We start from the raw sequence: 23933 nt of genomic DNA, 5'->3' as shown, positions 1-23933 counted from the left end.
CCCCGCCCGCCATCCCCCGCGATCTTGCAGTTCCGGCCCGGGGTTTGTCCTCGTTCGGGGCTTCTGCCGGGGCACAACCTGCAAGATCGCGGGGACGGGGAGTTACGCCACCTCGACGATCAGCTCGACCTCGACGGGGGCGTCGAGGGGGAGTTCGGCGACGCCCACCGCGCTGCGGGCGTGCCGGCCGGCCTCGCCGAAGACGGCGCCGAGCAGGTCGGAGGCGCCGTTGATCACGGCCGGCTGGCCGGTGAAGCCGGTCGCGCTGGCCACGAAGCCGGTCAGCTTCACGATCTTGACCACGTTCTCCAGCCCGACCAGCGCGTCGATCGCGGCGAGCGCGTTCAACGCACACCGCTCCGCCAGGTCCTTGGCCTGCTCGGCGGAGACACCGTTGCCGACCTTCCCGGTGGCGAGCAGCTTGCCCTCGGCCATCGGGAGCTGACCCGAGACGTAGACGTGCTGCCCGGACTGGACGGCCGGCACGTAGCTGGCCACCGGCGGCACCACCTCGGGCAGGTCGAGACCGAGTTCGGCGAGCTTCGCGTGGGGTCCGTTGCTCATCTGATCTAGCCCTTCGGGCGCTTCAGGTATGCGACGAGCTGCTCCGGATTCGGGCCGGGCACCACGGAGACCAGCTCCCAGCCGTCCTCGCCCCAGTTGTCGAGGATCTGCTTGGTCGCGTGGACCAGCAGCGGAACCGTGGCGTATTCCCACTTCTGCATCGGAGGAAGGCTCCCTTGCCTGGCTTGGACTTCGGTCAGGCACAGCCTACGGTCCGGCGACCTCAGCCAGTCGCGGGACGCTGCTCCGGCGCGGGCGGCTCGCCGCAGGGGCCCAGGTGCTCGTAGCGCTGCGGGCAGCGGCTGCGGTCGGCCAGCAGCAGGTCGCAGAAGACCCGGTGGCGGTTGTTCTGGTCGTCGGCGGTGGAGACGGTGGTCTCCCCGGCGTCCAGCTCGGCCAGGAAGCCCAGCGAGGTGGCCACGATGCTGGCGAGTGCGGTGGCCGCCGCCAGGTCGGGTACCCGCACCGGAAGGTGGATGACGTAGCCGGGCTCCTCCTCGTCCCGGCCGCGGCCGGCGGGCCGGACCAGCGTGCGGACCACCTCGACCGGCGGGCGGTAGGAACGCTCGTTGAACGGCGTGCCCGCGCCGGGGCCGTCGGCGTCGCCGGGCCGCGCGGCCCGGTCGCCGGGGGGAAACTGGGCTCGGGGAATGTTCTCCGCGTCGCGCATCCGCTGCCTCCGGGCGTCATACCTGCTCACAAGCACCATCGGGCGGCTCGAAGTCCCCCGATCCGGCCACCGCGTCGCGACGAACGTAGGACGCGGCGACCGTCCCGACAACGGGACGCGCATGACTGATCACGTTAAGTCACATATGCGACACAAGGCTGGTCGGGAACGCGACGGCTTTCTCGCGTTCGGCACGCCGTCCACTCGGGGCTGGCAACCGGCCCGCCGACCGCTACCCTTCCGGACTGGGCGCGCGCGGTGCGCACACCCACCACCTCGACCCCGTGCCCGTCGCCTGGGGCGGCGACGGGCGCGCCGCAACCCGGGGGAGATCGATGACCCAACCACCCGCCGGTGGCGCCACCGGCACGCCTGGCGACCCCTTCCCACCACCGACCTCCGCCGGGGCCACGCCGGCCGGGCCCGGCCAACCACCGCTCACCGCCACCCCGGGGCCCGCGCCCGGCCACCCGCCGTACCCCGCCGGGGCGCCGAGGCGCAAACGCCCGACGCTGCTGATCGCCTCGATCGTGCTGGCCGCGGCCGTGCTGCTCTGCGGCGGTGGCGGCACGGTCGCCTTCCTCGCCCTCCGCAACGGCGAGGACGGCCAGGGCGCCAAGGAGCCACAGGTGGCGGTGGACGGCTTCGTCAAGGCGGTCTACCAGGACCGGGACGCCGAGAAGGCGGCCACGTTCGTCTGCTCCGCCGCCCGCGACGAGGAGAAGATCGCCGCCAAGGTCGCCGAGGTGCAGAAGTACGCCGGCCAGTACCAGAACCCCCGGTTCCGCTGGACCAACCCGACTGTCGACAACCAGACCGGGGACCGGGCCACGGTCTCCACCCGGGTCACCATGACCACCGCCGACGAGAAGGTCGCCGACCAGGAGCTGCGCTTCACCGTGGTGCGGAAGACGGGTTGGTGGGTCTGCGAGGTCGCCTGATCCCGACGGCTGGTTACGCTCGACGGGTGGCAGCGAGTGAGCAGCCGGCCGAGTCCGCCGGCAGATGGCGGGGCCGCCTGCACGTGGTGACCGGCAAGGGCGGCACGGGCAAGACAAGCGTGGCGGCCGCGCTGGCCCTCGGGCTGGCCGCCGGGGGTCGGCGCACCCTGCTGGTCGAGGTCGAGGGGCGGCAGGGCATCGCCCAGCTCTTCGACACCGACCCGCTGCCCTACGAGGAGCGGCACCTCACCGACGCCCCCGGCGGCGGTGAGGTGCGGGCCCTGGCGGTCGACGCCGAGGAGGCGCTCCTCGAATACCTGGACATGTTCTACAAGCTCGGCGCGGCCGGCCGGGCGCTGCGCAAGCTCGGCGCGATCGACTTCGCCACCACGATCGCCCCGGGCCTGCGCGACGTACTGCTCACCGGCAAGGTCAAGGAGGCCACCACCCGCAGCGTCGGGTCACGCCGGGCGTACGACGCGGTGGTGCTGGACGCCCCGCCCACCGGGCGGATCGGCCGCTTCCTCAACGTCACGGCGGAGACCGCCCGACTCGCGAAGGTCGGCCCGATCAAGACCCAGAGCGAGGGTGTCTCCGCGCTGCTGCGCTCGCCGATGACCTCCGTGCACGTGGTGACGCTGCTGGAGGAGATGCCGGTCCAGGAGACGCTCGACGCGGTGGCCGACCTGACCCAGCTCGGCTTCCCGGTCGGCCGGGTGATCGTGAACGGCGTCCGCCCGCCGGTGCCGGCCGGCCGCGCGGTGACCGCGGCCGAGCTGAAGCGGGGGTTGGCCACCGCCGGCCTGCCCACCGACGCCCGCACCGTGGCCGGCCTCGCCCAGGAGGCGCGCGACCAGCGGGTACGCCGTGAGCTCGAGGACTCGCTCCGCGGTGACCTGGTGGAGCTGGGGCTGCCCCTGACCGAGCTGCCGCTGCTGCCCGACGGGGTCGACCGGGCGGGGTTGGCGACGCTCGCCGAGGCGCTCGTCCGGGCGGATTGACTCACACCTGCGGCCGGCACGGAGCAGAGAGCCCCTCGGGACCGATACGCTCGATTGGTGCCTTCCGAAGACGCGGCGCCTCCGCTGGACGTCGACCAGATCCTCGCCGACCCGGGCGTGCGGATCGTGGTCTGCTGCGGCGCGGGCGGCGTGGGCAAGACGACCACCGCCGCGGCGCTGGCGCTGCGGGCGGCCGAGCGGCACGGGCGGCGGACGGTGGTGCTCACCATCGACCCGGCCCGCCGGTTGGCCCAGTCGCTGGGCCTGACCGAGCTGGACAACACACCCCGCCAGGTCAAGGGCATCGACGTGGAGGCCAGCGGCGGTGAGCTGCACGCCATGATGCTCGACATGAAGCGCACGTTCGACGACGTGGTGCTCCAGCACACCGACCCGACGAAGGCGGCGGAGATCTTCGCCAACCCCTTCTACCAGGCCATGAGTTCCACCTTCGCCGGCACGCAGGAATACATGGCGATGGAGAAGCTGGGCCAGTTGCACGCCCGGGGCGACTGGGACCTGATCGTGGTGGACACCCCGCCGTCGCGTTCCGCGCTCGACTTCCTCGACGCGCCGGCCCGGCTGTCGCGGTTCCTCGACGGCCGGATGCTACGGCTGCTGCTGGCCCCGGCGCGCAGCGGTGGGCGGAGCATGTTCAGCCTGGTCACGGCCAGTTTCGGGATGTTCTCCAAGGTGGTGCAGAAGGTGCTCGGCGCCCAACTGCTCACCGACCTGTCCGGCTTCGTCGCCGCGCTCGACTCGATGTTCGGCGGGTTCCGGCAGCGGGCCGAGCAGACGTACCGGATCCTGCAGGCTCGCGAGACGGCGTTCCTGCTGGTCGCGGCGCCGGAGCCGGACGCGGTCCGGGAGGCCGCCTACTTCGCCGGCCGGTTGCGTGACGAGCGGATGCCGCTGGCCGGGCTGGTGCTCAACCGGGTGCACGAGCCGGCGGCGGAGTTGGGCGCGGCGGAGAGCCTGGCCGCGGCGGAGCGGCTGGCGGGCGTCGGCGGGCACGAGGGCACCGTCGAGGTGCTGCGCGCGCACGCCGCGCTGGCCCAGCAGGCGGACCGGGAACAGCGGGTGGCGGCGCGGTTCACCGAGGCGTTCCCGGCGGTGCCGGCGGTGTCGGTGACGGCGCAGCCCGCCGACGTGCACGACGTCGACGGGCTGCGGACGATCGGCGAGGCGATCAGCCGGCGGTGAACGCGCCGGCCGGCCGGGACGTCAGGTCGCGGTGGTGACCAGGACCTTGTCCTTGCCGGCCTTCTCCCTGGCGTTCTTCTTCATGGCCGCCTCGAACATCTTGCGCCAGCTGGTCACCTGCGGGTGACGGCGCAGCAGCGCCCGGCGTTCGCGTTCGGTCATGCCTCCCCACACCCCGAACTCGATCCGGTTGTCGAGCGCGTCGGCCAGGCACTCGTACCGAACTGGGCAGCTCCGGCAGATCCTCTTCGCCACGTTCTGTTCGGCGCCCTGTACGAACAACGCGTCCGGGTCCCCGTTCTGACACGCCGCCAGCGACGGCCAGTCAGTGATCATGCCCATCTGTACACGTCCCCCCTTGCAGTACCTACCGACTTCGCGCGAGCAGCCCCCGAACTTCCCCCGGTCGTCCTCGCCGGCCTCCCCAGGGCGGCATGGACGACATGTGACTGCGATCGCCGCCACCATCATGCTGTGTAGTCACCCGATTACGCAACGTTGTCGGCAAAATCCACTGTTCCGGACATTCCCGGCTTCCCGGGCCTTCGCCGCCGTCTACCCGACCCCGGTACGGCAAAACGCGGCTCTTTGACGGAACTTCTGTGGATCTCACGCAACCTCGCCCCGGGTGTCGTGCGTTTAGCACAACGAGGCCGGCGCGTGATGGAAATGGGGAAACTTCCCCATGCGCCCGCCGATCCCTGCTCGCGTACCCTGTCGAGGTGACCTGGATGCGGAAACGTGACCACAACGTCTTTACCAACGCCGCATCGCTGCTGATCTGCGGCCTGCTGGCCGGTGTGGTGGTCGCCGCGGCGGCCTTCCCCGCGGTGGCGATGTCCGGCCTGGCCGCCAAGGCGGGCGCCGAGACGTTCGGGGCGCTGCCCAAGGAGCTGACGGTGGCCCGGGCCCCGCAGATCACCTACGTGTACGCCTCGGACGGCAAGACGCCGCTGGCCACGATGTACGACGAGAACCGCAAGGACGTCAAGCTCAAGGACATCTCGCCGCACATGCGCAAGGCCATCATCGCGGCCGAGGACCACGACTTCTACAAGCACAACGGCGTGGACCTCAACGGCGTGGCCCGGGCGTTCGTCAACAACCAGTCCGCCGGGTCGTCGCGGCAGGGCGCGTCCACGCTCACCATGCAGTACGTCCGGCTGGCCATCTCCTACTCGGCCACCCACCCGGCCGACGTGGTCGCCGCCACCGAGGACACCAGCACCCGCAAGCTGCGCGAGATGAGCCTCGCGCTCCAGGTCGACAAGGAGCTCTCCAAGGACGAGATCCTGGAGCGCTACCTGAACATCGCCGCGTTCGGCAACGGCGCCTACGGCATCTACGCCGCCAGCCAGGTCTACTTCGGCAAGCTGCCGAGCAAGCTCGACATCCAGGAGTCGGCGATGCTCGCCGGGCTGGTGAAGGCGCCGACCTCGTTCGACCCGACGACCAAGGCCGGTTACCCGGAGGCGGTCGGCCGGCGTGACTACGTCATCCAGAACATGGTGCAGATCGGCGCGATCACCCAGGCCGAGGCGGACGCCGCCAAGAAGATCAAGCTGGTGGTCAAGGACAAGCGCACCCCGAACGGCTGCGTGCAGGCCAACACCAACTCCTGGGGCTTCTTCTGCGACTACTTCTACCGCTGGTGGCTCCAGCAGGAGACGTTCGGCGCCACCTCGTACGACCGCGACCGGCGGTTGAAGAGCGGCGGCTACTCCATCATCACCAGCCTGGACGTGCAGGCGCAGGCGGCCGCCGACAAGGCGGTCCGTAACCATCTGAGCAACAGCAGCAAGGCGGCCCGGATGGTGGCCGTGATCGAGCCCGGCACCGGTCGGGTCCGGGCCGTGGCGGTGAACCGGAAGTTCAAGATCGACGACCCGAAGAACCCGCAGAACAAGCTCTCCAGCGACCCGCGGAAGGCCAAGAAGAAGATCCGGGGCAACTACCCGAACACGGTGAACCCGCTGGTCACCGGCGGTCCGGGCATCGCCGGCTACCAGGCCGGCTCGACCTTCAAGATCTTCACGCTGGTCGCCGCGCTGGAGAAGGGCTATCCGCTCAGCTACAGCATCAACGCGCAGAAGGTGTTCAAGTCCGACTACCCGGTCGAGTTCAACTCCCCGGCCGCCTGCCCGGGCACGAACAAGTACTGCCCGCAGAACGCCAACGAGTCGATGGCCGGCCCGCACAACATGTGGAGCGGCTTCGGCTTCTCGGTGAACACCTTCTTCATCGACCTCCAGCAGCGGGTCGGCGCGGAGAACGTGGTCAAGGCGGCGCAGAAGCTCGGCATCAGCTTCCGCTCCTCCGACGACGCCAAGCTCGCCGCGAACCCGCACCAGTGGGGCGCGTTCAGCCTCGGTGTCTCGCAGACCACCCCGCTGGAGCTGGCGAACGCGTACGCCACGCTGGCCGCCGACGGGAAATACTGCGACCCGATCCCGGTGCAGCAGATCCGCGGGCCGGACGGTGACAAGCTCGACATCGCCAACCCGCACTGCGAGCAGCGGATCAGCACCGAGGTGGCGCGCGCCGCTGTGGACGCGGCCCGCTGCCCGGTCGGCGACCGCTCCGACACCTCCAAGTGCGGCACCGCCACCGCCGGCAACGTCCGTGGCATCGTGAAGGCCCCGGTGGCCGGCAAGTCCGGCACCACCGACTCGGAGAAGACGTCCGCCCTGGTCGCCATGACCAAGCAGTACGCGGTGGCCGGCATCATGGCCGACCCGGACTGGGCCCAGACCAACCAGAAGATGGGCCACGACGTGAAGGACGGCATCAACCCGGCTGTCTACGAGACGCTGCGGGACGCCATGAAGGGCAAGGAACGGAAGAACTTCACGCCACCCAACGGCAAGATCGTGATGGGTGACCAACGTTCGATCCCCGGCGTGAAGTGCCAGACCGTGGACGCCGCCAAGTCGCGGATCAGCGGCGCGGGCTTCGAGCCGGTGGTGTCCAGCAACAAGGTGCCGTCGGAGTGCCCCGCCGGCACCGCGGCCGGCACCAGCCCGGACGGGCGGACCATCAAGGGCGGCGTGGTCCTGATCGAGGTCAGCTCCGGGAAGGGCGCGCCAGGGCCGGGCAACACCGCCGGACCGGGCGGGCCGGCGGTCCCCCCGAACCCGGGCAACGGCCGACCAGGCCGGCGCTGACCGGCAACGACGACGACGGGCGGGCACCCCACCGGGGTGCCCGCCCGTTCCGTGTCGGAGCGTGCGTCAGAGGCCGAGCTGGCGGCGTACCTCGGCGGCGACCCGACCACCCTCGGCCCGGCCGGCCACCGCGGCCTGGGCCGCCTTCATGGCCGGGCCCATCTGCGCCTTACCGGTGAAACTGCCCGCGGCGAGCGCCCCCGAGACCAGCTCGGCCAGTTCCTCGTCGGAGAGCTGCTTCGGCAGGTAGCGCTCCAGCACCTCACCCTCGGCGGTCTCCTTGCCGGCCTGCTCGGCGCGCCCCGCGTCGGCGAAGGCGGTGGCCGCCTCGCGGCGCTTCTTCGCCTCCTTGGTCAGCACCGCGAGCACCTCGTCGTCGCTGAGCTCGCGCTTCTCGCGGCCGGCGACCTCCGCGTTGCCGACGGCCGCGAGGGCCATCCGCAGCGTCGAGGTGGTCAGCTCGTCGCGCGCCTTGAGAGCGGCGCGCATGTCGGTGGTGAGACGGTCCTTCAGCGTGCTCATGAACGGTGAAACTACCCTGAACCCCATGCGAAAGCGCACACTATTCCGGCTCGCGGCCGGCACCGTCGCCGCCGGCGCGACGACCCTGGCCTACGCGTCGCTCGTCGAGCGCAACCTGTTCACCCTGCGCCGGTACGACGTGCCGGTGCTCCCGACCGACGCCGAGCCGCTGCGGGTGCTCCACCTGTCGGACCTGCACATGATGCCGAACCAGCGGCGCAAGCAGGACTGGGTGGCCTCGCTGGCCGCGCTCGACCCGGACCTGGTGGTGGTCACCGGCGACAACATGGCCGACCCGGAGGCGGTGCCCGGCGTGCTGCGGGCCCTCCAGCCGCTGCTCGACCTGCCCGGCGCGTTCGTGTTCGGCTCCAACGACTACACCGGGCCGGTGCTGAAGAACCCGTTCACCTACTTCCTGCCCGACCGGGAGTACTCCGACGGCGTGCCGCTGCCGTACGAGGAACTGCGGGGCATCCTCACCGGCGCGGGCTGGGCGGACCTGAACAACGCCCGCACCACGCTCAAGGCCGGCGGTCGGGAGATCGAGCTGGTCGGCGTGGACGATCCGCACATCGAGCGGGACGACTACGACGCGGTGGCCGGGCCGGCCGGCGACTCCGCCGCGCTGTCGATCGCCCTGGCCCACTCCCCGGAGCCGGCCGTGCTGGACCGGATGGCCGCCGACGGCTTCCGGCTGCTCCTGGCCGGGCACACCCACGGCGGGCAGGTCTGCGTGCCCGGCTACGGCGCGCTGGTGACCAACTGTGGGCTGCCCCGGTCGATGGCGCGCGGGCTGCACCGCTGGCCCGGCTCGGACTCCTGGCTGCACGTCTCCGCCGGGTTGGGCACGCACCCGACCGCGCCGATCCGCTTCGCGTGCCGCCCCGAGGCGAGCATCCTCACCCTGATCCCCCGCTGAGCCCGCTCGCCCTCGGCTCGCCACTGGCAATCTTGGTACGGATTCGCCCCCGGGAGGGCGGATCCGTACCAAGATCCAGGTGATCGGGCGGGCGGGGGTACCGAGTTTGATCCCGGAGGCGGGTGGGCTACTATTTGTCGGCACGCCTCGGGGTGTGGCGCAGCTTGGTAGCGCGCTTCGTTCGGGACGAAGAGGTCGTCGGTTCGAATCCGGCCACCCCGACCAGAGGTAAGTGACGGTCAAGGCCCCTCCACAGAGGGGCCTTGACTCGTTTCCAGGGGCGGCCGCGGGCGGTCGATCGCATGTCCTGGCAAGGTAGACGCATGCCAGCGATGATGATCCGATCCCGCCTGACCGATTGGACCACCGTCGTACCCGTGCTCGCCGTGCTCCTGCTGGTCTTCACCTGGGGCCGGGAGCTGCCCGGTGCGCTGATCTTCGTGGTGGCCGCCCTGCTCGCGGTCGCCGTCCTGGCCGCCGTCCACCACGCCGAGGTGGTCGCGCACAAGGTGGGTGAGCCGTACGGCTCGCTGGTGCTGGCGGTCGCGGTCACCGTGATCGAGGTCGGTCTGATCGTCACCCTGATGATCAGCGGTGGGGACAAGACGCAGGCTTTGGCGCGGGACACCGTCTTCGCCGCCGTGATGATCACCTGCAACGGCATCCTCGGCCTGTCGCTGCTGCTCGGCGCGCTGCGGCGGCAGGTGGCGGTGTTCAACCCGGAGGGCACCGGCGGGGCACTGGCCACCGTGGCCACCCTCGCCACGCTCAGCATGGTGGTGCCGACGTTCACCACCGCCCGACCGGGTCCGGAGTTCTCCCCGGCCCAGCTCGCCTTCGCTGCGGTCGCGTCGCTCGCCCTCTACCTGCTGTTCGTGATGGTGCAGACCGGCCGGCACCGGGACTACTTCCTCCCGGTGACCCAGGAGGGCAGCATCATGGCCGAGGACCGCGACGGCGACGGGCACGCCGAGCCGCCGTCCACCCGCACCGCCCTGGCCAGCCTGGCGTTGCTGGTCGTGGCGCTGGTCGCGGTGGTCGGCGACGCGAAGACCATCTCCCCGGCGATCGAGACCGCGGTCCAGGCGGCCAACCTGCCGCAGGCGTTCGTCGGCGTGGTCATCGCGCTGTTGGTGCTGGCGCCGGAGACGCTTGCCGCCGCCCGGGCGGCCCGGCGGGACCGGGTGCAGATCAGCCTCAACCTGGCCCTCGGCTCGGCGATGGCGAGCATTGGGCTGACCATCCCGGCCATCGCGATCGCCTCGATCTGGCTGGACGGCCCGCTGCTGCTGGGGCTGGGCGGCACCCAGATGACGCTGCTGGCGCTGACCGCGGTGACCGCGGTGCTCACCGTGGTGCCCGGGCGGGCCACCGTGCTCCAGGGCGGGGTGCACCTGGTGCTGCTCGCCGCGTTCGTCTTCCTCGCCGCCAGCCCCTGACCGGCAGCCAGCCCCTGACCGGCAGCCGGCCCGTGACCGGTCGCCGACCCCGCAGCGGCGTGCCGGCCGGCCTCGGTCAGTCGTGCAGCTCGGTGCGGGCCACCTCGGCGAACGCCACGCTCAGGTAGTCGGCGAACGGGCGGTCGGTGACCGCCAGCAGGTCGGCGACGAGCAGCGGGGCGTGCCGGGCCACGGCCGCCGGGTCGGGCGGGGCGTCGTCGTCGCCCGGGTCGTAGACGCCGAGGGCGCCGGCGAGCAGCACCAGCAGGACGTGCGGGTCGACCTCGGGCCACCACGTCGTGGCGGCCCGGACGCAACGCTCCAGCACCTGGCGTACGTCGTCGCCGTCCAGCCCGTCCGGATGCCCCTCCTCCAGCAGGAGCCGGACCACGCCGCCGAGCACCAGCCCGGCCCGGTCGACGGTGGCGAGCCGCTCGACGGCCGGTCGGTACGCCCCGGCGTCCCGGGCCCGGGCCGCGTCGACCGCGTCCGTGGCGGTCACGGCGATCTCGCGGGCCGGTGCGGGCAGATGACGCCAGGCGGTGGTCACCGGGCCAGCATGGCAGACCGGGTGGGCTTGCTCACCTTCCGGCTGGGCGTCCGCCCGGCACGGCGGTAAACGGGTCGCGGTCGTCGTACCCGCCACCCAGAATCCCAGCCATGCTGCGCCGCGCCCTGCCCGCTCGTCCCGAAGCCCGCCGGATCCTCCTCGGCACCCTGCTCTCCGCCGTCGGGCGCGGTCTCACGCTGCCGTTCCTCTTCATCTACCTCACCGACGTGCGTGGCCTGACCGACGCCCGCGCCGGCCTGGTGATCGGCTGGTTCGGCGCGGTGACGCTGGCGTTGTCACCGCTGGGCGGCACGCTCATCGACCGGTTCGGCGCGCGCCGGGTGGTGCTGCCCTGCCTGGTCGTGGAGGCGGTCGGCACCGGCTCACTGGCCCTTGTCGACTCGACCGCGTCGGCGTTCGGCGTGATGACGCTGGTGGCGATCGGCAGCTCGGCGATCTGGTCGGGGCAGAACACGATCCTCGCCTCGCTCACCGGCGACGGTGAGCGGCAGCGGGTCTTCGGGCTCAACTTCGCCCTGCTCAACCTGGGCATCGGCGCCGGCGGTCTGATCTCCGGCGCGGTGGTCGACGTGGCGCGCCCGGTCACCTTCCAGGCGGTCTACCTGCTGGACGCGGTGAGCTACCTGACGCCGGCCCTGATCCTGCTCACGCTGCCGCACGTGGGGCGCCGGCCGGTCGCGGCGGTGGGCGGGGGCGCTGCCGCGCCGACTGCCGGCGGCTACCTGACCGTGCTGCGGGACCGGCCGTTCCGCCGGCTCGTCCTCTTCGGCCTGGTGCTCACCACCTGCGGGTACGCGCAGATCGAGGTGGGCTTCGCGGCGTACTCGGTGCGGGTGGTGGAGGTGACGCCACGGGTGGTGGCCTGGGCACTCGCCGCGAACACCGTGATGATCGTGCTCTCCCAGCTGCTGGTGATCCGCCGGATGGAGGGTCGCAGCCGGACCGGCGCGCTGGCGGCGGTCGGCGCGGTCTTCGCGGGCGCCTGGTTGGTGCTCGGCGCGGCCGGCGTGGTCGGTGGCGGCAACGCGCTGCTCGCGGCGCTGGGCGTGGTGGCCTGCTCGGCGATCTTCGGGTTCGGCGAGACGATGCTGTCCCCGGTCATGCCCGCCCTGACCAACGCACTGGCCACGGACGAGCTGCGCGGTCGCTACAACGCGATGAGTTCGATGATCTTCGGAATCAGCGGGGTGGTCGGCCCGGTCACCGCCGGGCCGCTGATCGGCGCGGCGGACGGTCGGGTCTGGGTGGCGGTCGTGGTGGGCGGTTGCCTGGTCGCCTCCCTGCTGGCGCTGTCCCTGCGCCCCCTGCTCACCCCCACCCAGGACGGCCGCCCCTCGCCCGCCCCCACCACGCAACCCCAGCCCGCCCCCGCGGCCTGACCCGCAGCGGACGAGGAACGGGCCCCCGGGAGCAGTGCTCCGGGGGGCCCGTTCGGGAGTGCGATGCCGTCAGGCGGCGGGAACCTCCGCGGTGGTCTGGATCCGGTCCAGCGCCGGCGCGGACACCGGCGACTTCTCGGTCAGGTACGCGGTGAAGGCGTCCAGGTCGATCTGGCCGGTCACCGCGTTGGTGCCGCCGGTCAGGACGCTGAAGCCGTCGCCACCACCGGCGAGGAAGTTGTTCACCGTGACCCGGTAGGTCGCGGTGTCGGTCACCGGGGTGCCGTTGATGGTGAGGCTGCCCCGGACCACCCGGGTGCCGGCGCACGGCGTGCCGGCCGGCGCGGTGGTGCCGTTGACGTCGACGACGTAGTGCACGGTCGAGGACGCGTAGAGCACCCGGGCCACGGTGAACTGCTGCTCCAGCATGCAGTAGAGCTGCGCGCCGGTCAGGTCCAGCGTGACCAGGTTGTTGGCGAACGGCTGCACGGTGAACGCCTCGGCGTAGGTGACCGGGCCGGCGTCGACGTCGGCACGTACGCCGCCGGGGTTCATGAACGCGGCGACCGCGTTCTGCTCGTTGTCGGTCGCGGCGAGCTGCGCGTCGGCGATCACGTTGCCCAGCGGCGACTCACCGGTCTGGTAGGTCGGCTTGCCGTTGGCGTCGACCCCGGTCTGGTAGAGGTTCTCCTGGGTCTTGGTGATCGCCTCGGTGGTCTCGCCGACGATCCGGTCGGCCACCGGGCCGAGCGCGGTCTTGTACCGGGTGATCAGCTCGGTCGAGGCCGGGTCCTTGGCGACGTCCCGGGTGACCACCACGTTGTTCGCCGACGCGCTGACGACGTCCCGGGTACGCGGGTCGATCTTCAGGTTGATGTCGGTGACCAGGCGGCCGAACGAGCTGGCGCTGGTGACCAGCTTGCCGTTGATGTTGCAGTTGTACGCGGCGTGGGTGTGGCCGCTGACGATGACGTCGATGGCCGGGTCCATCCGGTTGGCGATGTCGACGATCGGGCCGCTGAACCCGGTGCAGTCGTTGATGCCGCCGCCGTTCTGCACGCCACCCTCGTGCAGCAGCACGACGATGCTCTTGACGCCGAGCAGGCGCAGGATCTTGGCGTACTTGTTGGCGGTGTCGGCCTCGTCGGTGAAGCGCAGCCCGGCGACGCCCTGCTGGCTGACGATGTTCGGGGTGCCCTCCAGGGTCATCCCGATGAAGCCGATCGGCACACCCTTGACGATCTTGATGCCGAACGGCTGCATCAGCGGCAGGCCGGTGGAGGTCTTGAACGCGTTCGCGGAGAGGTACTTGAACTTGGCGCCCTCGAACGGCGTGCCGTCGGCGCAGCCGTCGACCGGGTGGCAGCCGCCGCGCTGCATCCGCAGCAGCTCCTTGGCGCCCTCGTCGAACTCGTGGTTGCCGACGCTGGCGAACTCGAGCCCGGCGAGGTTCATCTCCTCGATGGTGGGCTCGTCGTGGAACGCGGCGGAGAGCAGCGGCGAGGCGCCGATCAGGTCGCCTGCCGCGACCGTGACGGTGCCCTTGCCCTGCTGCTGGGCCGCCGCACGCATCGCCTTCAGGTGGCTGGCCAGGTATTCCGCGCCACCGGCGGCCTGGCCGTCGATGGTGCCGCTGGACCCGGTCGGCGGTTCCAGGTTGCCGTGGAAGTCGTTGATCGCGAGCAGCTGGACGTCGACCGGCTTCGAGTGGGCCTCGGCCTGGTCGGGGGTGACGGCGACCGCGGCGAACGCGGTCGCGGCGAGTGCGGCCAGGCCTACGGTGGCCCGGCGGCGCATCCCGGAGACGGACATGGAACTCCTCGTGAGATACCGGCGCGTGGTGGCCGGACGATGGTTCGCCCGGTGACCCTGATCCGTGCCGTGACAGGGGTCGATCGCGGAAGGCGGCACTCGGGGGGAACGCCGCCCGCCGGGGTAGCTTCTCATCCGCCGGGCCGCAGGTCGAGCCCACGGCGTCGGCTCCCAGGGACCAGGGAGCCGACGCCGACGCTCATGTCACGCGGAATTCCTTGCGCTGGCAACCACCGTTGGCCGAAACATCTCCGGCAGGTCACCCATCGCGAGCCGAACGGCCGTTCACGTCCGCCGGTCCGACATCCGAGGCGGACTGTCCGAACTCGACATGAGCACCGGAGGGGCGGTTCCCGATCCGCCGTGGGCCGCCCGCACCAGTGCGCGCAACGCCGGCCCGGTCCAGCGCCCGGCCACCCCGGGCCGACCCGCCAGGTAGTCGACGGTCCGCGCGACGTCCCAGCCGTGCGCCTCCCGCAGCCCGCGCGCCAGCATGCCGAGGTAGACGGCGGCCGGGCGGGTCCAGGGCACCTCCACCGCCCGGTGCCCGGCGGTGAAGGTGAGCATCGGCAGGCCGTCGCGCTCACCGACCCGTAGCAGCGTCTCGTAGCGGCCCGGACCGAGCGTGGCCCGACCGGTCCCGGCGGCCGTGCGGATCCCGGCCAGGTCGGCGCCGGGCCGCCGGTACATCTCCTGGGCCGCGATGTCGGCGAACTGCTCGACAGTCACCAGGTAGCCGCGCACCGCCGCCCGCCCGGGCAGCTCCGGGTCGTAGAACGCCATGCCGCCGGTCCAGGCCCGGGACTCGCCGGCGAAGTAGATCCCGCCGGGGATCAGCGCCGGGACCGTCCGGTGCGGTGGTCGACAGTCCCGGCAACCGGGGTACGTGCGCAGTCCGCCGGGCGGTCGCCCGCCGCGCAGATACCAGTCGAGTCGTGCCGCGTGCAGATTCGACCCGTAGGCGACGTACCAGAGGAGCGGCACGGGGTCAGGCCCAAGAGGTCCGTCCGGCGGCGTGACTGACCTGGACGGTGTGCGTGACGCAGCCGCCGTCGGCCACCCGGTGCAGCAGGAACGCGGTCGGTTCGGCGACCCAGCCGATCTCGTCCTCGTCGCTCATGGTCAGGCTCGCCTGCACCCAGGTGCTCGGTGCGGTGGTCAGGACCGTACCGGCGAACGCGCTGGTCACCGGCCGGTGCAGGTGACCCGCGGCGACGCGTACGACATGGGGGTGCCGCCCGAGCACGGCGGCGAGCGCGTCGGCGTCGGCGAGCCGGATGGCGTCGGCGGCCGGGACACCGACCGCGACCGGCGGATGGTGCAGGCACACGACGGCGGGCGCCTCCGGCCGGCCGGCGAGCACCCCGTCGAGCCAGTCGAGCTGCTCGTCACCGAGCCGCCCGCCGGAGCCGCCCGGGGTGAGCGAGTCGAGCACCACGAGCGTGGCGTCCGGGTGGTCGACGTGGTAGTGCGCGGAGAACCCGCCGGCCAGGTGGGGGGTGCCGCCGAACGTGTCGAGCAGCGACTCGCGATCGTCGTGGTTGCCGGTGGCCAGGTGGACCGGCAGCGGGAACCGCCCGACGATCTCGCGGAGGGCGAGGTATTCGTCCGGCCGGCCGTGGCCGGTCAGGTCGCCGGTGATCACCACGCATTCCGGGCGGGGGCGCAGGGCGAGCACCGTGCCCAACGCCCGGTGCAGGCCGGCCGCCGGCTCGGCGGCGAGGGGACCGGTGGTCACGTGCGGATCACTGAGTTGGGCGATGAGCATCGGCGCCTCCTCGGGCCCGGGATCTCCACGCTATCGCCGCAGGCGTGGGCCGCGCAGCCCACAGGCGGCGTCCACAGCCTGTGGATAGCACATGTGTACGAAGGTCGACGGCACCCGCGATGAGTACATTTGATCGCGGCCCCACCCCCTCCCAACAGGAACGACGTGGATCACGAGCGAGTCCTCCGCGACGTCACGGTGCGCCTTCCCACGGCGTCGACCGTGCCGGAGGCGTGCCAGTGGACCGTCGCCGCGCTCGCCCGGCACACCCCGGCGACCGCCACCGTCCTGCTCCGCGTCCACGACCGCCTCCGGTGCGTCGCGGCCACCGGCGCCTGGCAGGTCTTCTCGCACGTGCCGGCCGCGACCGACGGGCCGACCCGGCACCGGCCCGAGCCCTCGGTGGTGCGCCGGGTCTACACCTCCGGCGTGACCGCCGCCGTGCCCGACGTCGCCGCCGACCCCGACTACCTGCCGGTCCGACCGGACGTCACGGCCGAGCTCTGCGTGCCGGTACGCGACCCGGCCGGCCGGCCGATCGGCGTGCTCGACCTGCAGTGGAGCGAGCCGGTCACGCTCGCGCCGTGGCGGGAGACCGCCGAACGCCTGGCCGACCGCCTCGGCGCCCGGATCGCGACGCTCGGCGGCCCGCCGGCCGAGAGCCGCAGCGAGAAGCTGCTCCGGCACGCCGCCGCGTTCACCGCCGCGCCGACGGACTGGGACCTGATGACCGCCGCGATCGCCGCGGCCCGGGACGTGTCCGCGCTCTCCGCCGCCGTGCTGGTGCTCACCGGCCGGCGTGGACCCCGGCTGGGTGCGGCCACCGACACCCCCGGCGAGTTGGAGGCCCGGATCCGGGCCGAGCTGGCCGAGTCCGGTCCGGCCGCGCTCGACCGGATGATCGACCGGGCCCACCGGTACGGCTCGGCGTACACGCTGGGCGAGGCGGGGCACCCGCCGACCGGCGAGTATCTGCCGCTGACCCGGGCCGGCGCGCGCACGTTGGTGGCGGTGCCGGTCGGCGCGCCGACCGCCGGTGGCGTGCTGCTGGTGGCCGACGAACGGTCACTCCGGCCGGACCCGACCACGGTCAACCTGATCGAGTTGCTGGCCGGGCAGGCGTGGACCTGCCTCGACCGGCTGCGCACCCTGGCGCGGCTGCGCGAGCAGGCCAGTTCGGACCCGCTCACCGGGCTGCGGCACACCGGGCCGTTCGGACAGCGGATCGCCAGCGCCACGCCGGGGCGTACCGCGCTGCTGGCGATCGACGTCGACGGATTCAAGGACGTCAACGACACCTACGGCCACCAGGCCGGTGACCGGCTGCTGGTGGGGCTGGCCCGGGCGCTGGAGGGCGCGTTGCGCCAGGGCGACGAGCTCTACCGGACCGGCGGCGACGAGTTCGTCGCGGTGATCGAGGTGAGCCACCCGCAGGAGGCGGTCGGGATCGCCGAGCGGCTCACCGAGGCGGCGCGCCGCACCGGCCGGACGATCAGCGTCGGCATCGCGCTGCCCCGCCCCGGCGAAACCCCCGAGCGCACCCTGCACCGAGCCGACCAGGCCCTCTACGCGGTCAAGCGCCAGGGCCGCGACGGCGTCCACCTCTCCGCCGCCTGACCCGTCCCCGCCCTCGCACCCTCACCCCGGCGCGTCGATCTTGCACTTTCGGCCCAGGTTGTGCGGCAGATGCGCCTTTTGCCCGGGCAGGAACTGCAAGATCGCCGAGGTCAGGGGGTGAGTTCGCGGGCCAGGAGTTCGGCGATCTGGGCGGTGTTCAGGGCGGCGCCCTTGCGGAGGTTGTCGCCCGTGACGAAGAGGTCGAGGGCTCTCGGGTCGTCGACCGCCCGGCGGATCCGGCCCACCCAGGACGGATCGGTGCCGACCGCGTCGATGGGCATCGGGAACTCGCCGGCCGCCGGGTCGTCGACCAGGATCACGCCCGGCGCGTTGCGCAGCACCTCGCGGGCGCCCTCGGCGTCCACCTCGGTGGCGAAGACCGCGTGCACGGCGACCGAGTGACCGGTCACCACCGGCACCCGCACGCACGTGGCGGAGACCTTCAGGTCGGGCAGCCCGAGGATCTTGCGCGACTCGTTGCGCAGCTTCAGCTCCTCGGAGGACCAGCCGCCGTCGGCCAGCGAGCCCGTCCACGGCACCACGTTGAGCGCCAGCGGCGCGGGGAACGGGCCCAGCTCGTCGCCGACCGCCTGGCGTACGTCGCCGGCGCGGGAACCGAGCACCCGGTCCCCGGCGATCTTGCCGAGCTGGAGGTGCAACGCGTCCACCCCGGCCTGCCCCGCCCCGGAGACCGCCTGGTAGGAGGCGAGGACCAGTTCGCGGAGGCCGTACTCGCGGTGCAGCGGGGCGACCGCGACGATCATCGCCAGGGTGGTGCAGTTGGCGTTGGCGATGATCCCCTTCGACCGGTTGCGCACCTGGTCGGGGTTGATCTCGGGGACCACCAGCGGCACGTCCCGGTCCATCCGGAACGCGCCGGAGTTGTCCACCACCACCGCGCCGCGGGCCACCGCGACCGGCGCCCACTCGGCCGAGACGTCGTCGGGCACGTCGAACATCGCCACGTCGACGCCGTCGAACGCCTCGGGCGTGACGGCCTGGACGGTCAACTCCTCGCCCCGGCACCGTACCCGGCGGCCGGCCGAGCGCTCGGAGGCGAGCAGCCGGATCTCGCCCCACACGTTGCGGCGCGAGGAGAGGATCTGGCACATCACGGTGCCGACGGCACCTGTCGCGCCGACCACGGCGAGGGTGGGCAGCGGCGGCATCCGCGTTACCGCCCGGTGCCGGCGTAGACGACGGCTTCGGTGTCACCGCCCAGATCGAAGGCGTCGTGGATGGCGCGGACCGCCTTGTCGAGGTCGGTGTCGCGGCAGACCACGGAGACCCGGATCTCCGAGGTGGAGATCATTTCGATGTTCACGCCGGCCGTGCCGAGCGCGGCGAAGAAGCCGGCGGCGACGCCGGGGTGCGAGCGCATGCCGGCGCCGATCAGGGAGACCTTGCCGACGTGGTCGTCGTAGAGCAGGCCCTTGAACTTGACCGTCTCCTGGATCTTGCTGAGCGCGGCCATCGCGGTCGGGCCGTCGGCCTTCGGCAGCGTGAACGAGATGTCGGTGCGGCCGGTGCCCTCGGTGGACACGTTCTGCACGATCATGTCGATGTTGATCTCGGCACCGGCGACGGTGTCGAAGATCCGCGCGGCGGCGCCCGGCTCGTCGGGCACCCCGACGATGGTGATCTTCGCCTCGCTGCGGTCGTGGGCGACCCCGGTGATCAGTGCCTGTTCCACAGCAAGGTCCTCCATCGATCCGGTGACCATCGTGCCGGTGTTGGTCGAGTATGACGAACGGACGTGGATCGGCAACCCCGCGCGCCGGGCGTACTCGACGCTGCGCAGGTGCAGCACCTTCGCGCCGCAGGCGGCCAGCTCCAACATCTCCTCGTAGGTGATCTGCCTGATGTGCCGGGCGTTCGGCACGATCCGCGGGTCGGCGGTGAAGATGCCGTCCACGTCGGTGTAGATCTCGCAGACGTCCGCGTGGAGCGCGGCGGCCAACGCCACGGCGGTGGTGTCCGAGCCGCCCCGGCCGAGCGTGGTGACGTCCTTGGTGTCCTGCGAGACGCCCTGGAAGCCGGCGACGATGACCACCGCGCCCTCGTCGAGCGCGCCCTTGAGCCGCCCCGGGGTCACGTCGATGATCCGGGCCCGGCCGTGCACCGAGGTGGTGATCACGCCGGCCTGCGAACCGGTGAACGAGCGTGCCTCGTACCCCTGGTTGTGGATGGCCATGGCGAGCAGCGCCATCGAGATCCGCTCGCCGGCGGTGAGCAGCATGTCCAGCTCGCGGCCGGGCGGCAGCGGGCTGACCTGGTTGGCCAGGTCGAGCAGCTCGTCGGTGGTGTCGCCCATGGCGGAGACCACCACGACGACGTCGTCGCCCGCCTTGCGGGCCGCCACGATGCGCTCGGCCACCCGCTTGATCCGCTCGGCGTTGGCGACGGAGGACCCGCCGTACTTCTGCACCACGAGTGCCACGACGGTGCGCTCCCCTCCCAGTGACGGCCCTGAGCGTGCCGACGCCGCCGGGTTTCTCGGTCCGGCGGCGCGTGTCAGACCTCCTCAGGGTATCGGGCGGGCCGCGCGACCGGAGCGGGTGATCCCACCATCCGGCCCGGGGCGCCAACCGGTACAGCCGTACGGTGGGCTGACCCGGACCGCCGCGACGTCGCAGAATGACCCGGTGCACGCTCATCGACGCGCGGCCCGGCGGCTGACCGGCGTACTCGCGCTCACCCTGCCGGCGCTGCTCGCCGCCTGCGTCGCCGACCGCCCGCGGACGGCGCCGGCCGACGGCGCCGATCCGGTGCCGGTGCAGGTCGACGCCGCCCGCGACGAACTGGCCGGGCTGGCCGCTGCCGCGCAGGACCGGCACCTCGTCGCCACCTACGCCTGGGCGCCGCCCGGCGGGCCGTCCCGCACCGTCACGTGGACCAGCGCGAACGACGACAGCTGGCGGGTCGACGTGCCGGGGTGGGGGCGGGGCGGCACGGTGGACGTCTCCCTCGCCGGCACCTCCGACGGGTTGTTCCAGTGCGCCCTGCCGTCCACCGGCCGGACCCGACCGGCCGGCTGCGTGCGACTCGGCGACACCGACGACGCGGTGCCCCGTCGGTTGGACCCGCGGGTGCAGCACCCGTTCACCGACTGGCTGGAGGTGCTCACCGACCGGCGGGCGCCGCTCGCGGTCTCCCCCGCCGCGTCGCCGCCCGGCGTCACCGGCCGGTGCTACGCGGTCGACTCCACCGCGGCCTCGATGAACGCGCCGCTGGACGTGGGCGTCTACTGCTTCGGCGAGGACGGCACTCCGCTGGCGGTCCGCGCCACCCTGGGCAGCCTCACGCTGACCGGGAAACCCGGCCCGGCGCCGGGGACGGTGGAGCTGGCCGGCGCGGTGACCGAGGGCGAGCCGGTCGACCGCGAAGCGTCTTAGCATTTTGTCCGTTACGGGTGTCCTTGACCACATTGAACCAGCCCGACCGTAGTGGCAAAACGGACATCGGGGACGCTGTGCCCATGACCGACCTGACCCCGCTGCTCGCCTTCCGGTGGAGCCCTCGCGCGTTCGACAGCGATGCGGAGCTGACCGCCGACGAGATGGCCGCCCTGTTGGAGGCGGCCCGATGGGCCCCCTCGGCCGGCAACGCCCAGCCGTGGCGGTTCGCGCTCGGGCACCGACAGGACGAGACGTGGAAACGCATCCTGGTCGGCCTCACCGACGCCGACCAGGGCTGGGCCCGACACGCCGCCGCCCTGCTGCTCGCCGCGCACGCCGGTGGCGAGCCGGAACGGACCGCGTACGACCTGGGCCAGGCGGTCGCCCACCTCACCGTGCAGGCCACCGCGCTCGGCCTGCACGTACGCCAGCTCACCCGCCTCGACCGCGCCCGCCTCACCACCGAACTGGACCTGCCCGACGACATCCGGCCGCTGGCGGTGGCCGCGATCGGCCGCCTCGGCGACCCGGCCACCCTCCCGCCCGACCTGTACGACCGGGAGACCGCGCTCCGCCGCCGCCGACCCGTCGGCGCCCTGCTCCTGCGCTGAGGCGTCAGGCGCCGCGCGCCGCACGGAGCAGGGCGTCACCGACCTCGGTGTTGCGGTAGAGCACGTGCCGACCGACTCGGGACCGGGCGACCAGCCCGGCCGCGTGCAGCGCGGTGAGGTGCTGAGAGACGTTCCCGGCCGACATCCCGGTCAGCCGGGCCAGGTCGGTCGTGGTCACCGCCGAGTCGAGCAGGTGCAGCAACGCGGCCCGGCCGGCGCCCACCACCCGGGCCAGCGGGTCGCCGGGCGGCGCCGGGGCCCGCTCCCAGAGCGTCCCGACCGCCCGGACCGGGTACGCCCCGGCCGGCAGCGAATCCTCCAGCAGGTTCCACAGCACCCGCCGGTCGGTGAACACGCTCGGGTTCAACGCCAGGCCCCGGCCGCGCAGGTCGAAGTCGCGCTCGAACGGATCGTCGCTGACCACCCGGTCGCCGAGCCAGCGCAGGCTCGGGTGGAGCTGCTCGAACAACCGGCCCGCGCCACCCTCGGCGAGCTGGGCCGCCCGGTGGGCCACGTCGGCGTCGAGCACCGCCCGCATGCGCGGCCAGTCCGGGGCGATGGCCTCGTCGTGCCAGATCCGCACGGCGTCCACGAGTTGCGGCAGCAGCCCGCGCGGATCGGCCAGCAACGCCGACCCGAACGGGCTCAGCGGCCGGCTCGGGAGGGTCGCCAGCAGGTCCTGGACCACCACGTCCGGCGGCGTCGCCGTGATCTGGTCGAGCTGCTCGGCGATCCCCACGTCCGGCCGGGCCGCCGGGGTGAGGAAATCCGGCAGCCAGCGGCGCGGCAGGGCCAGCTCCACCAGCGGGCGGACCCGGACCGCCACGTCCGGGCGACGCAATGTGGCCCGGGCCCGGTCGATCCACGGCAGGTGCACCGCGTAGCGGACCGGCTGGGACAACGCCCACAGGCTCATCACCGTCTCGTTGACCGGCGACACCGCGAACCGCACGCCCGCCACGTCGGCCAGGTTGAACCGCAACTCGGACACCCGCACCCCCGGAGCCAGGATTCGGCCCAGCCTAAAACGTTCGACCGGAACGCGGGGGGCACGGTTTGCTCACCGGTCATGGGGGCCAGAGAGAACATCCGCACCGCCGTCCGACACGTCGTACCGCCGGCCGGGCTGACCCGCGCCCTGGCCGTGCAGGCCATGGTGTTCGCCGTCGGCCACGGGCTGTTCCAGGCCGGCAGCGCGGTCTTCTTCACCCGGGCGCTGGGGCTGAGCCCGGCCCAGGTGGGTCTGGGCCTCTCGCTGGCCGCCGGGGCGTCGCTGCTCGGCACCGTCCCGCTGGGCGGGCTCACCGATCGGTACGGCCCGCAGCGGGTGTGGATCGTCTGCCTGCTGCTCGACGCGGCGCTGTTCGCGACGTACCCGTTCGTCAGCGGCTTCGGCGGCTTCCTCGCCGTGGTGCTCGCGCTGGCCACGACCGGCGCCGCCACCGGCACGGCGCGACAGGTCTACTCGATCAACGCGTTGCGCCCGGAGGAACGGGTCACCGCGATGGCCTACCAGCGCTCCTCGCTCAACGTCGGCTTCGGGCTGGGCGCGCTGATCAGCGGCCTGGTGCTGGCCGTCGACACGATCTGGGCGTACCGGAGCATGGTCTTCTTCATCGCGGCGGTCTACCTGGTGACCGCCGGCTTCGTGAACCGGCTGCCCCGGCTGCCCGAGGTGACCCGGCCGGCCGAGCCGATGAGCCGGCTCGCGGTGCTGCGGGACCGGCCGTTCATGACCGTCTCGCTGCTGTCCGGGCTGCTCACCGCGCACCAGACGCTCTACCTCACGGTGATGCCGCTGTGGATCCTCACCCACACCGACGCGCCGAAGACGATCATCGCCGCGCTGGTGCTGCTGAACACGGTCCTGATCGTGCTGCTCCAGGTGCGGGCCAGCCGGGGCGCGGACACCGCGACCGGCGCGGCCCGGGCGTCCCGCCGGGGCGCGCTGCTGATCGCCCTGTTCTGCCTGGTCCTGCCGATCTCGGCACAGACCCGGGGCTGGCTCACCGTGGTGGCGCTGGTGGCCGCCGCGACGCTGCTCATCCTGGCCGAGCTGATCGAGTCGGCGGGCACCTGGGGGCTCACCGCCACACTCCCGCCCGCCGCCCAGCGCGGCGCGTACGTGGGCGCGTTCGGGCTCGGCTCGCAGTTGCAGAACCTGATCGCGCCGGCCGGGCTTACCGCGCTGGGCGTGAGCACCGGCGGCTGGGGCTGGTACCCGGCCGCGGGGATCTTCGTGCTGGTCGGGCTGGCGATCGTGCCGGCGGTGGCCCGGGCGGAGCGGACACCCCGGCTGGGCGAGGCGCCCGAGTCCACCCGCACGGTGACTCCGGTCCCATAGTCCGGACCGG

Annotated in this window: 23 protein-coding genes and 1 tRNA gene; 12 read left to right on the top strand and 12 right to left on the bottom strand. The window is 72.6% G+C overall.

The features are described from left to right. Nucleotides 1-102: 102 nt before the first annotated feature. The 3 genes from O7598_RS00765 to O7598_RS00755 all read right to left on the bottom strand — a co-directional run bounded on the left by O7598_RS00765 (nucleotide 103) and on the right by O7598_RS00755 (nucleotide 1234). A complete protein-coding gene (locus O7598_RS00765; RefSeq protein WP_269689546.1) occupies nucleotides 103-564 on the bottom strand; it encodes a RidA family protein in 462 nt (153 codons plus the stop codon). 5 nt (nucleotides 565-569) lie between these two features. Then, nucleotides 570-725 (bottom strand): DUF4177 domain-containing protein, encoded by a 156-nt coding sequence (locus tag O7598_RS00760; RefSeq protein ID WP_013289021.1) that lies wholly within the window; start codon nucleotides 723-725, stop codon nucleotides 570-572. A 62-nt stretch (nucleotides 726-787) separates the two neighbouring features. Further along, entirely contained in the window at nucleotides 788-1234 is a 447-nt protein-coding gene (locus tag O7598_RS00755) for a hypothetical protein (RefSeq protein ID WP_269689545.1), read from the bottom strand. A gap of 335 nt (nucleotides 1235-1569) precedes the next feature. Here O7598_RS00755 and O7598_RS00750 point away from each other — a divergent pair, with 335 nt between their 5' ends. The 3 genes from O7598_RS00750 to O7598_RS00740 are packed head-to-tail and all read left to right on the top strand — an operon-like array spanning nucleotide 1570 to nucleotide 4379. Then, a complete protein-coding gene (locus tag O7598_RS00750) occupies nucleotides 1570-2175 on the top strand; it encodes an Rv0361 family membrane protein (protein ID WP_269689544.1) in 606 nt (201 codons plus the stop codon). Between the two features lie 26 nt (nucleotides 2176-2201). Continuing rightward, entirely contained in the window at nucleotides 2202-3176 is a 975-nt protein-coding gene (locus tag O7598_RS00745) for an ArsA-related P-loop ATPase (protein WP_269689543.1), read from the top strand. A gap of 54 nt (nucleotides 3177-3230) precedes the next feature. Then, nucleotides 3231-4379, top strand: coding sequence for an ArsA family ATPase (locus O7598_RS00740; protein WP_175441498.1), 1149 nt, complete (start codon nucleotides 3231-3233; stop codon nucleotides 4377-4379). Between the two features lie 21 nt (nucleotides 4380-4400). Here O7598_RS00740 and O7598_RS00735 read toward each other — a convergent pair whose 3' ends face one another. Next, nucleotides 4401-4721, bottom strand: a complete 321-nt coding sequence (locus O7598_RS00735; protein WP_269689542.1) for a WhiB family transcriptional regulator — start codon at nucleotides 4719-4721, stop codon at nucleotides 4401-4403. A gap of 389 nt (nucleotides 4722-5110) precedes the next feature. On the opposite strand from O7598_RS00735, the gene O7598_RS00730 reads away from it, so the two are divergent. Further along, complete coding sequence (locus O7598_RS00730; protein WP_269689541.1) at nucleotides 5111-7543, top strand: penicillin-binding protein; 2433 nt, start codon at nucleotides 5111-5113, stop codon at nucleotides 7541-7543. 66 nt (nucleotides 7544-7609) lie between these two features. Here the strand turns inward: O7598_RS00730 and O7598_RS00725 are convergent, their stop codons facing one another. After that, nucleotides 7610-8065: a GatB/YqeY domain-containing protein gene (locus O7598_RS00725; protein ID WP_091070297.1), complete on the bottom strand. Its 456-nt coding sequence runs from the start codon at nucleotides 8063-8065 to the stop codon at nucleotides 7610-7612. A 25-nt stretch (nucleotides 8066-8090) separates the two neighbouring features. On the opposite strand from O7598_RS00725, the gene O7598_RS00720 reads away from it, so the two are divergent. The 3 genes from O7598_RS00720 to O7598_RS00710 all read left to right on the top strand — a co-directional run bounded on the left by O7598_RS00720 (nucleotide 8091) and on the right by O7598_RS00710 (nucleotide 10423). Further along, nucleotides 8091-8984 (top strand): metallophosphoesterase, encoded by an 894-nt coding sequence (locus O7598_RS00720; protein WP_269689540.1) that lies wholly within the window; start codon nucleotides 8091-8093, stop codon nucleotides 8982-8984. A gap of 148 nt (nucleotides 8985-9132) precedes the next feature. Then, a tRNA-Pro gene (locus O7598_RS00715) sits at nucleotides 9133-9209 on the top strand. A 110-nt stretch (nucleotides 9210-9319) separates the two neighbouring features. Then, nucleotides 9320-10423 (top strand): calcium:proton antiporter, encoded by a 1104-nt coding sequence (locus tag O7598_RS00710; RefSeq protein WP_269694700.1) that lies wholly within the window; start codon nucleotides 9320-9322, stop codon nucleotides 10421-10423. Between the two features lie 76 nt (nucleotides 10424-10499). On the opposite strand, the gene O7598_RS00705 is transcribed toward O7598_RS00710, so the two are convergent. Beyond that, on the bottom strand, nucleotides 10500-10973 hold the full coding sequence (locus O7598_RS00705; RefSeq protein ID WP_269689539.1) for a hypothetical protein: 474 nt from the start codon (nucleotides 10971-10973) through the stop codon (nucleotides 10500-10502). Nucleotides 10974-11083: 110 nt separating this feature from the next. Here O7598_RS00705 and O7598_RS00700 point away from each other — a divergent pair, with 110 nt between their 5' ends. After that, nucleotides 11084-12373, top strand: a complete 1290-nt coding sequence (locus tag O7598_RS00700; protein WP_269689538.1) for an MFS transporter — start codon at nucleotides 11084-11086, stop codon at nucleotides 12371-12373. Nucleotides 12374-12442: 69 nt separating this feature from the next. Here O7598_RS00700 and O7598_RS00695 read toward each other — a convergent pair whose 3' ends face one another. The 3 genes from O7598_RS00695 to O7598_RS00685 form a co-directional block, all read right to left on the bottom strand. Further along, nucleotides 12443-14185, bottom strand: coding sequence for a bifunctional metallophosphatase/5'-nucleotidase (locus tag O7598_RS00695; RefSeq protein WP_269689537.1), 1743 nt, complete (start codon nucleotides 14183-14185; stop codon nucleotides 12443-12445). 285 nt (nucleotides 14186-14470) lie between these two features. Continuing rightward, nucleotides 14471-15169, bottom strand: a complete 699-nt coding sequence (locus tag O7598_RS00690) for a histone deacetylase (protein ID WP_269689536.1) — start codon at nucleotides 15167-15169, stop codon at nucleotides 14471-14473. 4 nt (nucleotides 15170-15173) lie between these two features. After that, a complete protein-coding gene (locus O7598_RS00685; protein WP_269689535.1) occupies nucleotides 15174-15953 on the bottom strand; it encodes a phosphodiesterase in 780 nt (259 codons plus the stop codon). A gap of 165 nt (nucleotides 15954-16118) precedes the next feature. Between O7598_RS00685 and O7598_RS00680 the strand changes: the two genes are divergently transcribed. Beyond that, the gene (locus O7598_RS00680) at nucleotides 16119-17570 is read left to right on the top strand and encodes a sensor domain-containing diguanylate cyclase (protein WP_269689534.1); all 1452 of its coding nucleotides are present in this window, start codon (nucleotides 16119-16121) and stop codon (nucleotides 17568-17570) included. Nucleotides 17571-17680: 110 nt separating this feature from the next. Here the strand turns inward: O7598_RS00680 and O7598_RS00675 are convergent, their stop codons facing one another. Together O7598_RS00675 and O7598_RS00670 are read right to left on the bottom strand one after the other, a co-directional pair. Then, complete coding sequence (locus tag O7598_RS00675) at nucleotides 17681-18739, bottom strand: aspartate-semialdehyde dehydrogenase (RefSeq protein WP_269689533.1); 1059 nt, start codon at nucleotides 18737-18739, stop codon at nucleotides 17681-17683. 5 nt (nucleotides 18740-18744) lie between these two features. Then, on the bottom strand, nucleotides 18745-20010 hold the full coding sequence (locus O7598_RS00670; RefSeq protein ID WP_269689532.1) for an aspartate kinase: 1266 nt from the start codon (nucleotides 20008-20010) through the stop codon (nucleotides 18745-18747). Nucleotides 20011-20215: 205 nt separating this feature from the next. On the opposite strand from O7598_RS00670, the gene O7598_RS00665 reads away from it, so the two are divergent. Next, nucleotides 20216-20965, top strand: coding sequence for a hypothetical protein (locus tag O7598_RS00665; protein ID WP_269689531.1), 750 nt, complete (start codon nucleotides 20216-20218; stop codon nucleotides 20963-20965). An 83-nt stretch (nucleotides 20966-21048) separates the two neighbouring features. Further along, the gene (locus tag O7598_RS00660) at nucleotides 21049-21579 is read left to right on the top strand and encodes a nitroreductase family protein (protein WP_269689530.1); all 531 of its coding nucleotides are present in this window, start codon (nucleotides 21049-21051) and stop codon (nucleotides 21577-21579) included. Nucleotides 21580-21583: 4 nt separating this feature from the next. Here O7598_RS00660 and O7598_RS00655 read toward each other — a convergent pair whose 3' ends face one another. Beyond that, nucleotides 21584-22570: an ArsR/SmtB family transcription factor gene (locus O7598_RS00655; protein ID WP_269689529.1), complete on the bottom strand. Its 987-nt coding sequence runs from the start codon at nucleotides 22568-22570 to the stop codon at nucleotides 21584-21586. Between the two features lie 78 nt (nucleotides 22571-22648). Between O7598_RS00655 and O7598_RS00650 the strand changes: the two genes are divergently transcribed. Further along, on the top strand, nucleotides 22649-23923 hold the full coding sequence (locus O7598_RS00650) for an MFS transporter (RefSeq protein ID WP_269689528.1): 1275 nt from the start codon (nucleotides 22649-22651) through the stop codon (nucleotides 23921-23923). The last annotated feature ends 10 nt before the right edge of the window (nucleotides 23924-23933 follow it).

The sequence above is a fragment of the Micromonospora sp. WMMC241 genome, from assembly GCF_027460165.1.
GTDB classification, from domain to species: Bacteria; Actinomycetota; Actinomycetes; order Mycobacteriales; family Micromonosporaceae; genus Micromonospora; species Micromonospora humi.
The sequence above is the reverse complement of the archived record's forward strand: the minus strand, read 5'-3'. Positions and strand labels throughout refer to the sequence as shown.

Excerpts from the sequence above, each read along its gene's own strand:
- O7598_RS00765 (WP_269689546.1), bottom strand. The coding sequence starts at position 564 with ATGAGCAACGGACCCCACGCGAAGCTCGCCGAACTCGGTCTCGACCTG.
- O7598_RS00760 (WP_013289021.1), bottom strand. The coding sequence starts at position 725 with ATGCAGAAGTGGGAATACGCCACGGTTCCGCTGCTGGTCCACGCGACC.
- O7598_RS00755 (WP_269689545.1), bottom strand. The coding sequence starts at position 1,234 with ATGCGCGACGCGGAGAACATTCCCCGAGCCCAGTTTCCCCCCGGCGAC.
- O7598_RS00750 (WP_269689544.1), top strand. The coding sequence starts at position 1,570 with ATGACCCAACCACCCGCCGGTGGCGCCACCGGCACGCCTGGCGACCCC.
- O7598_RS00735 (WP_269689542.1), bottom strand. The coding sequence starts at position 4,721 with ATGGGCATGATCACTGACTGGCCGTCGCTGGCGGCGTGTCAGAACGGG.
- O7598_RS00730 (WP_269689541.1), top strand. The coding sequence starts at position 5,111 with ATGCGGAAACGTGACCACAACGTCTTTACCAACGCCGCATCGCTGCTG.
- O7598_RS00725 (WP_091070297.1), bottom strand. The coding sequence starts at position 8,065 with ATGAGCACGCTGAAGGACCGTCTCACCACCGACATGCGCGCCGCTCTC.
- O7598_RS00720 (WP_269689540.1), top strand. The coding sequence starts at position 8,091 with ATGCGAAAGCGCACACTATTCCGGCTCGCGGCCGGCACCGTCGCCGCC.
- O7598_RS00710 (WP_269694700.1), top strand. The coding sequence starts at position 9,320 with ATGATCCGATCCCGCCTGACCGATTGGACCACCGTCGTACCCGTGCTC.
- O7598_RS00700 (WP_269689538.1), top strand. The coding sequence starts at position 11,084 with ATGCTGCGCCGCGCCCTGCCCGCTCGTCCCGAAGCCCGCCGGATCCTC.
- O7598_RS00695 (WP_269689537.1), bottom strand. The coding sequence starts at position 14,185 with ATGTCCGTCTCCGGGATGCGCCGCCGGGCCACCGTAGGCCTGGCCGCA.
- O7598_RS00685 (WP_269689535.1), bottom strand. The coding sequence starts at position 15,953 with ATGCTCATCGCCCAACTCAGTGATCCGCACGTGACCACCGGTCCCCTC.
- O7598_RS00675 (WP_269689533.1), bottom strand. The coding sequence starts at position 18,739 with ATGCCGCCGCTGCCCACCCTCGCCGTGGTCGGCGCGACAGGTGCCGTC.
- O7598_RS00660 (WP_269689530.1), top strand. The coding sequence starts at position 21,049 with ATGACCGACCTGACCCCGCTGCTCGCCTTCCGGTGGAGCCCTCGCGCG.
- O7598_RS00650 (WP_269689528.1), top strand. The coding sequence starts at position 22,649 with ATGGGGGCCAGAGAGAACATCCGCACCGCCGTCCGACACGTCGTACCG.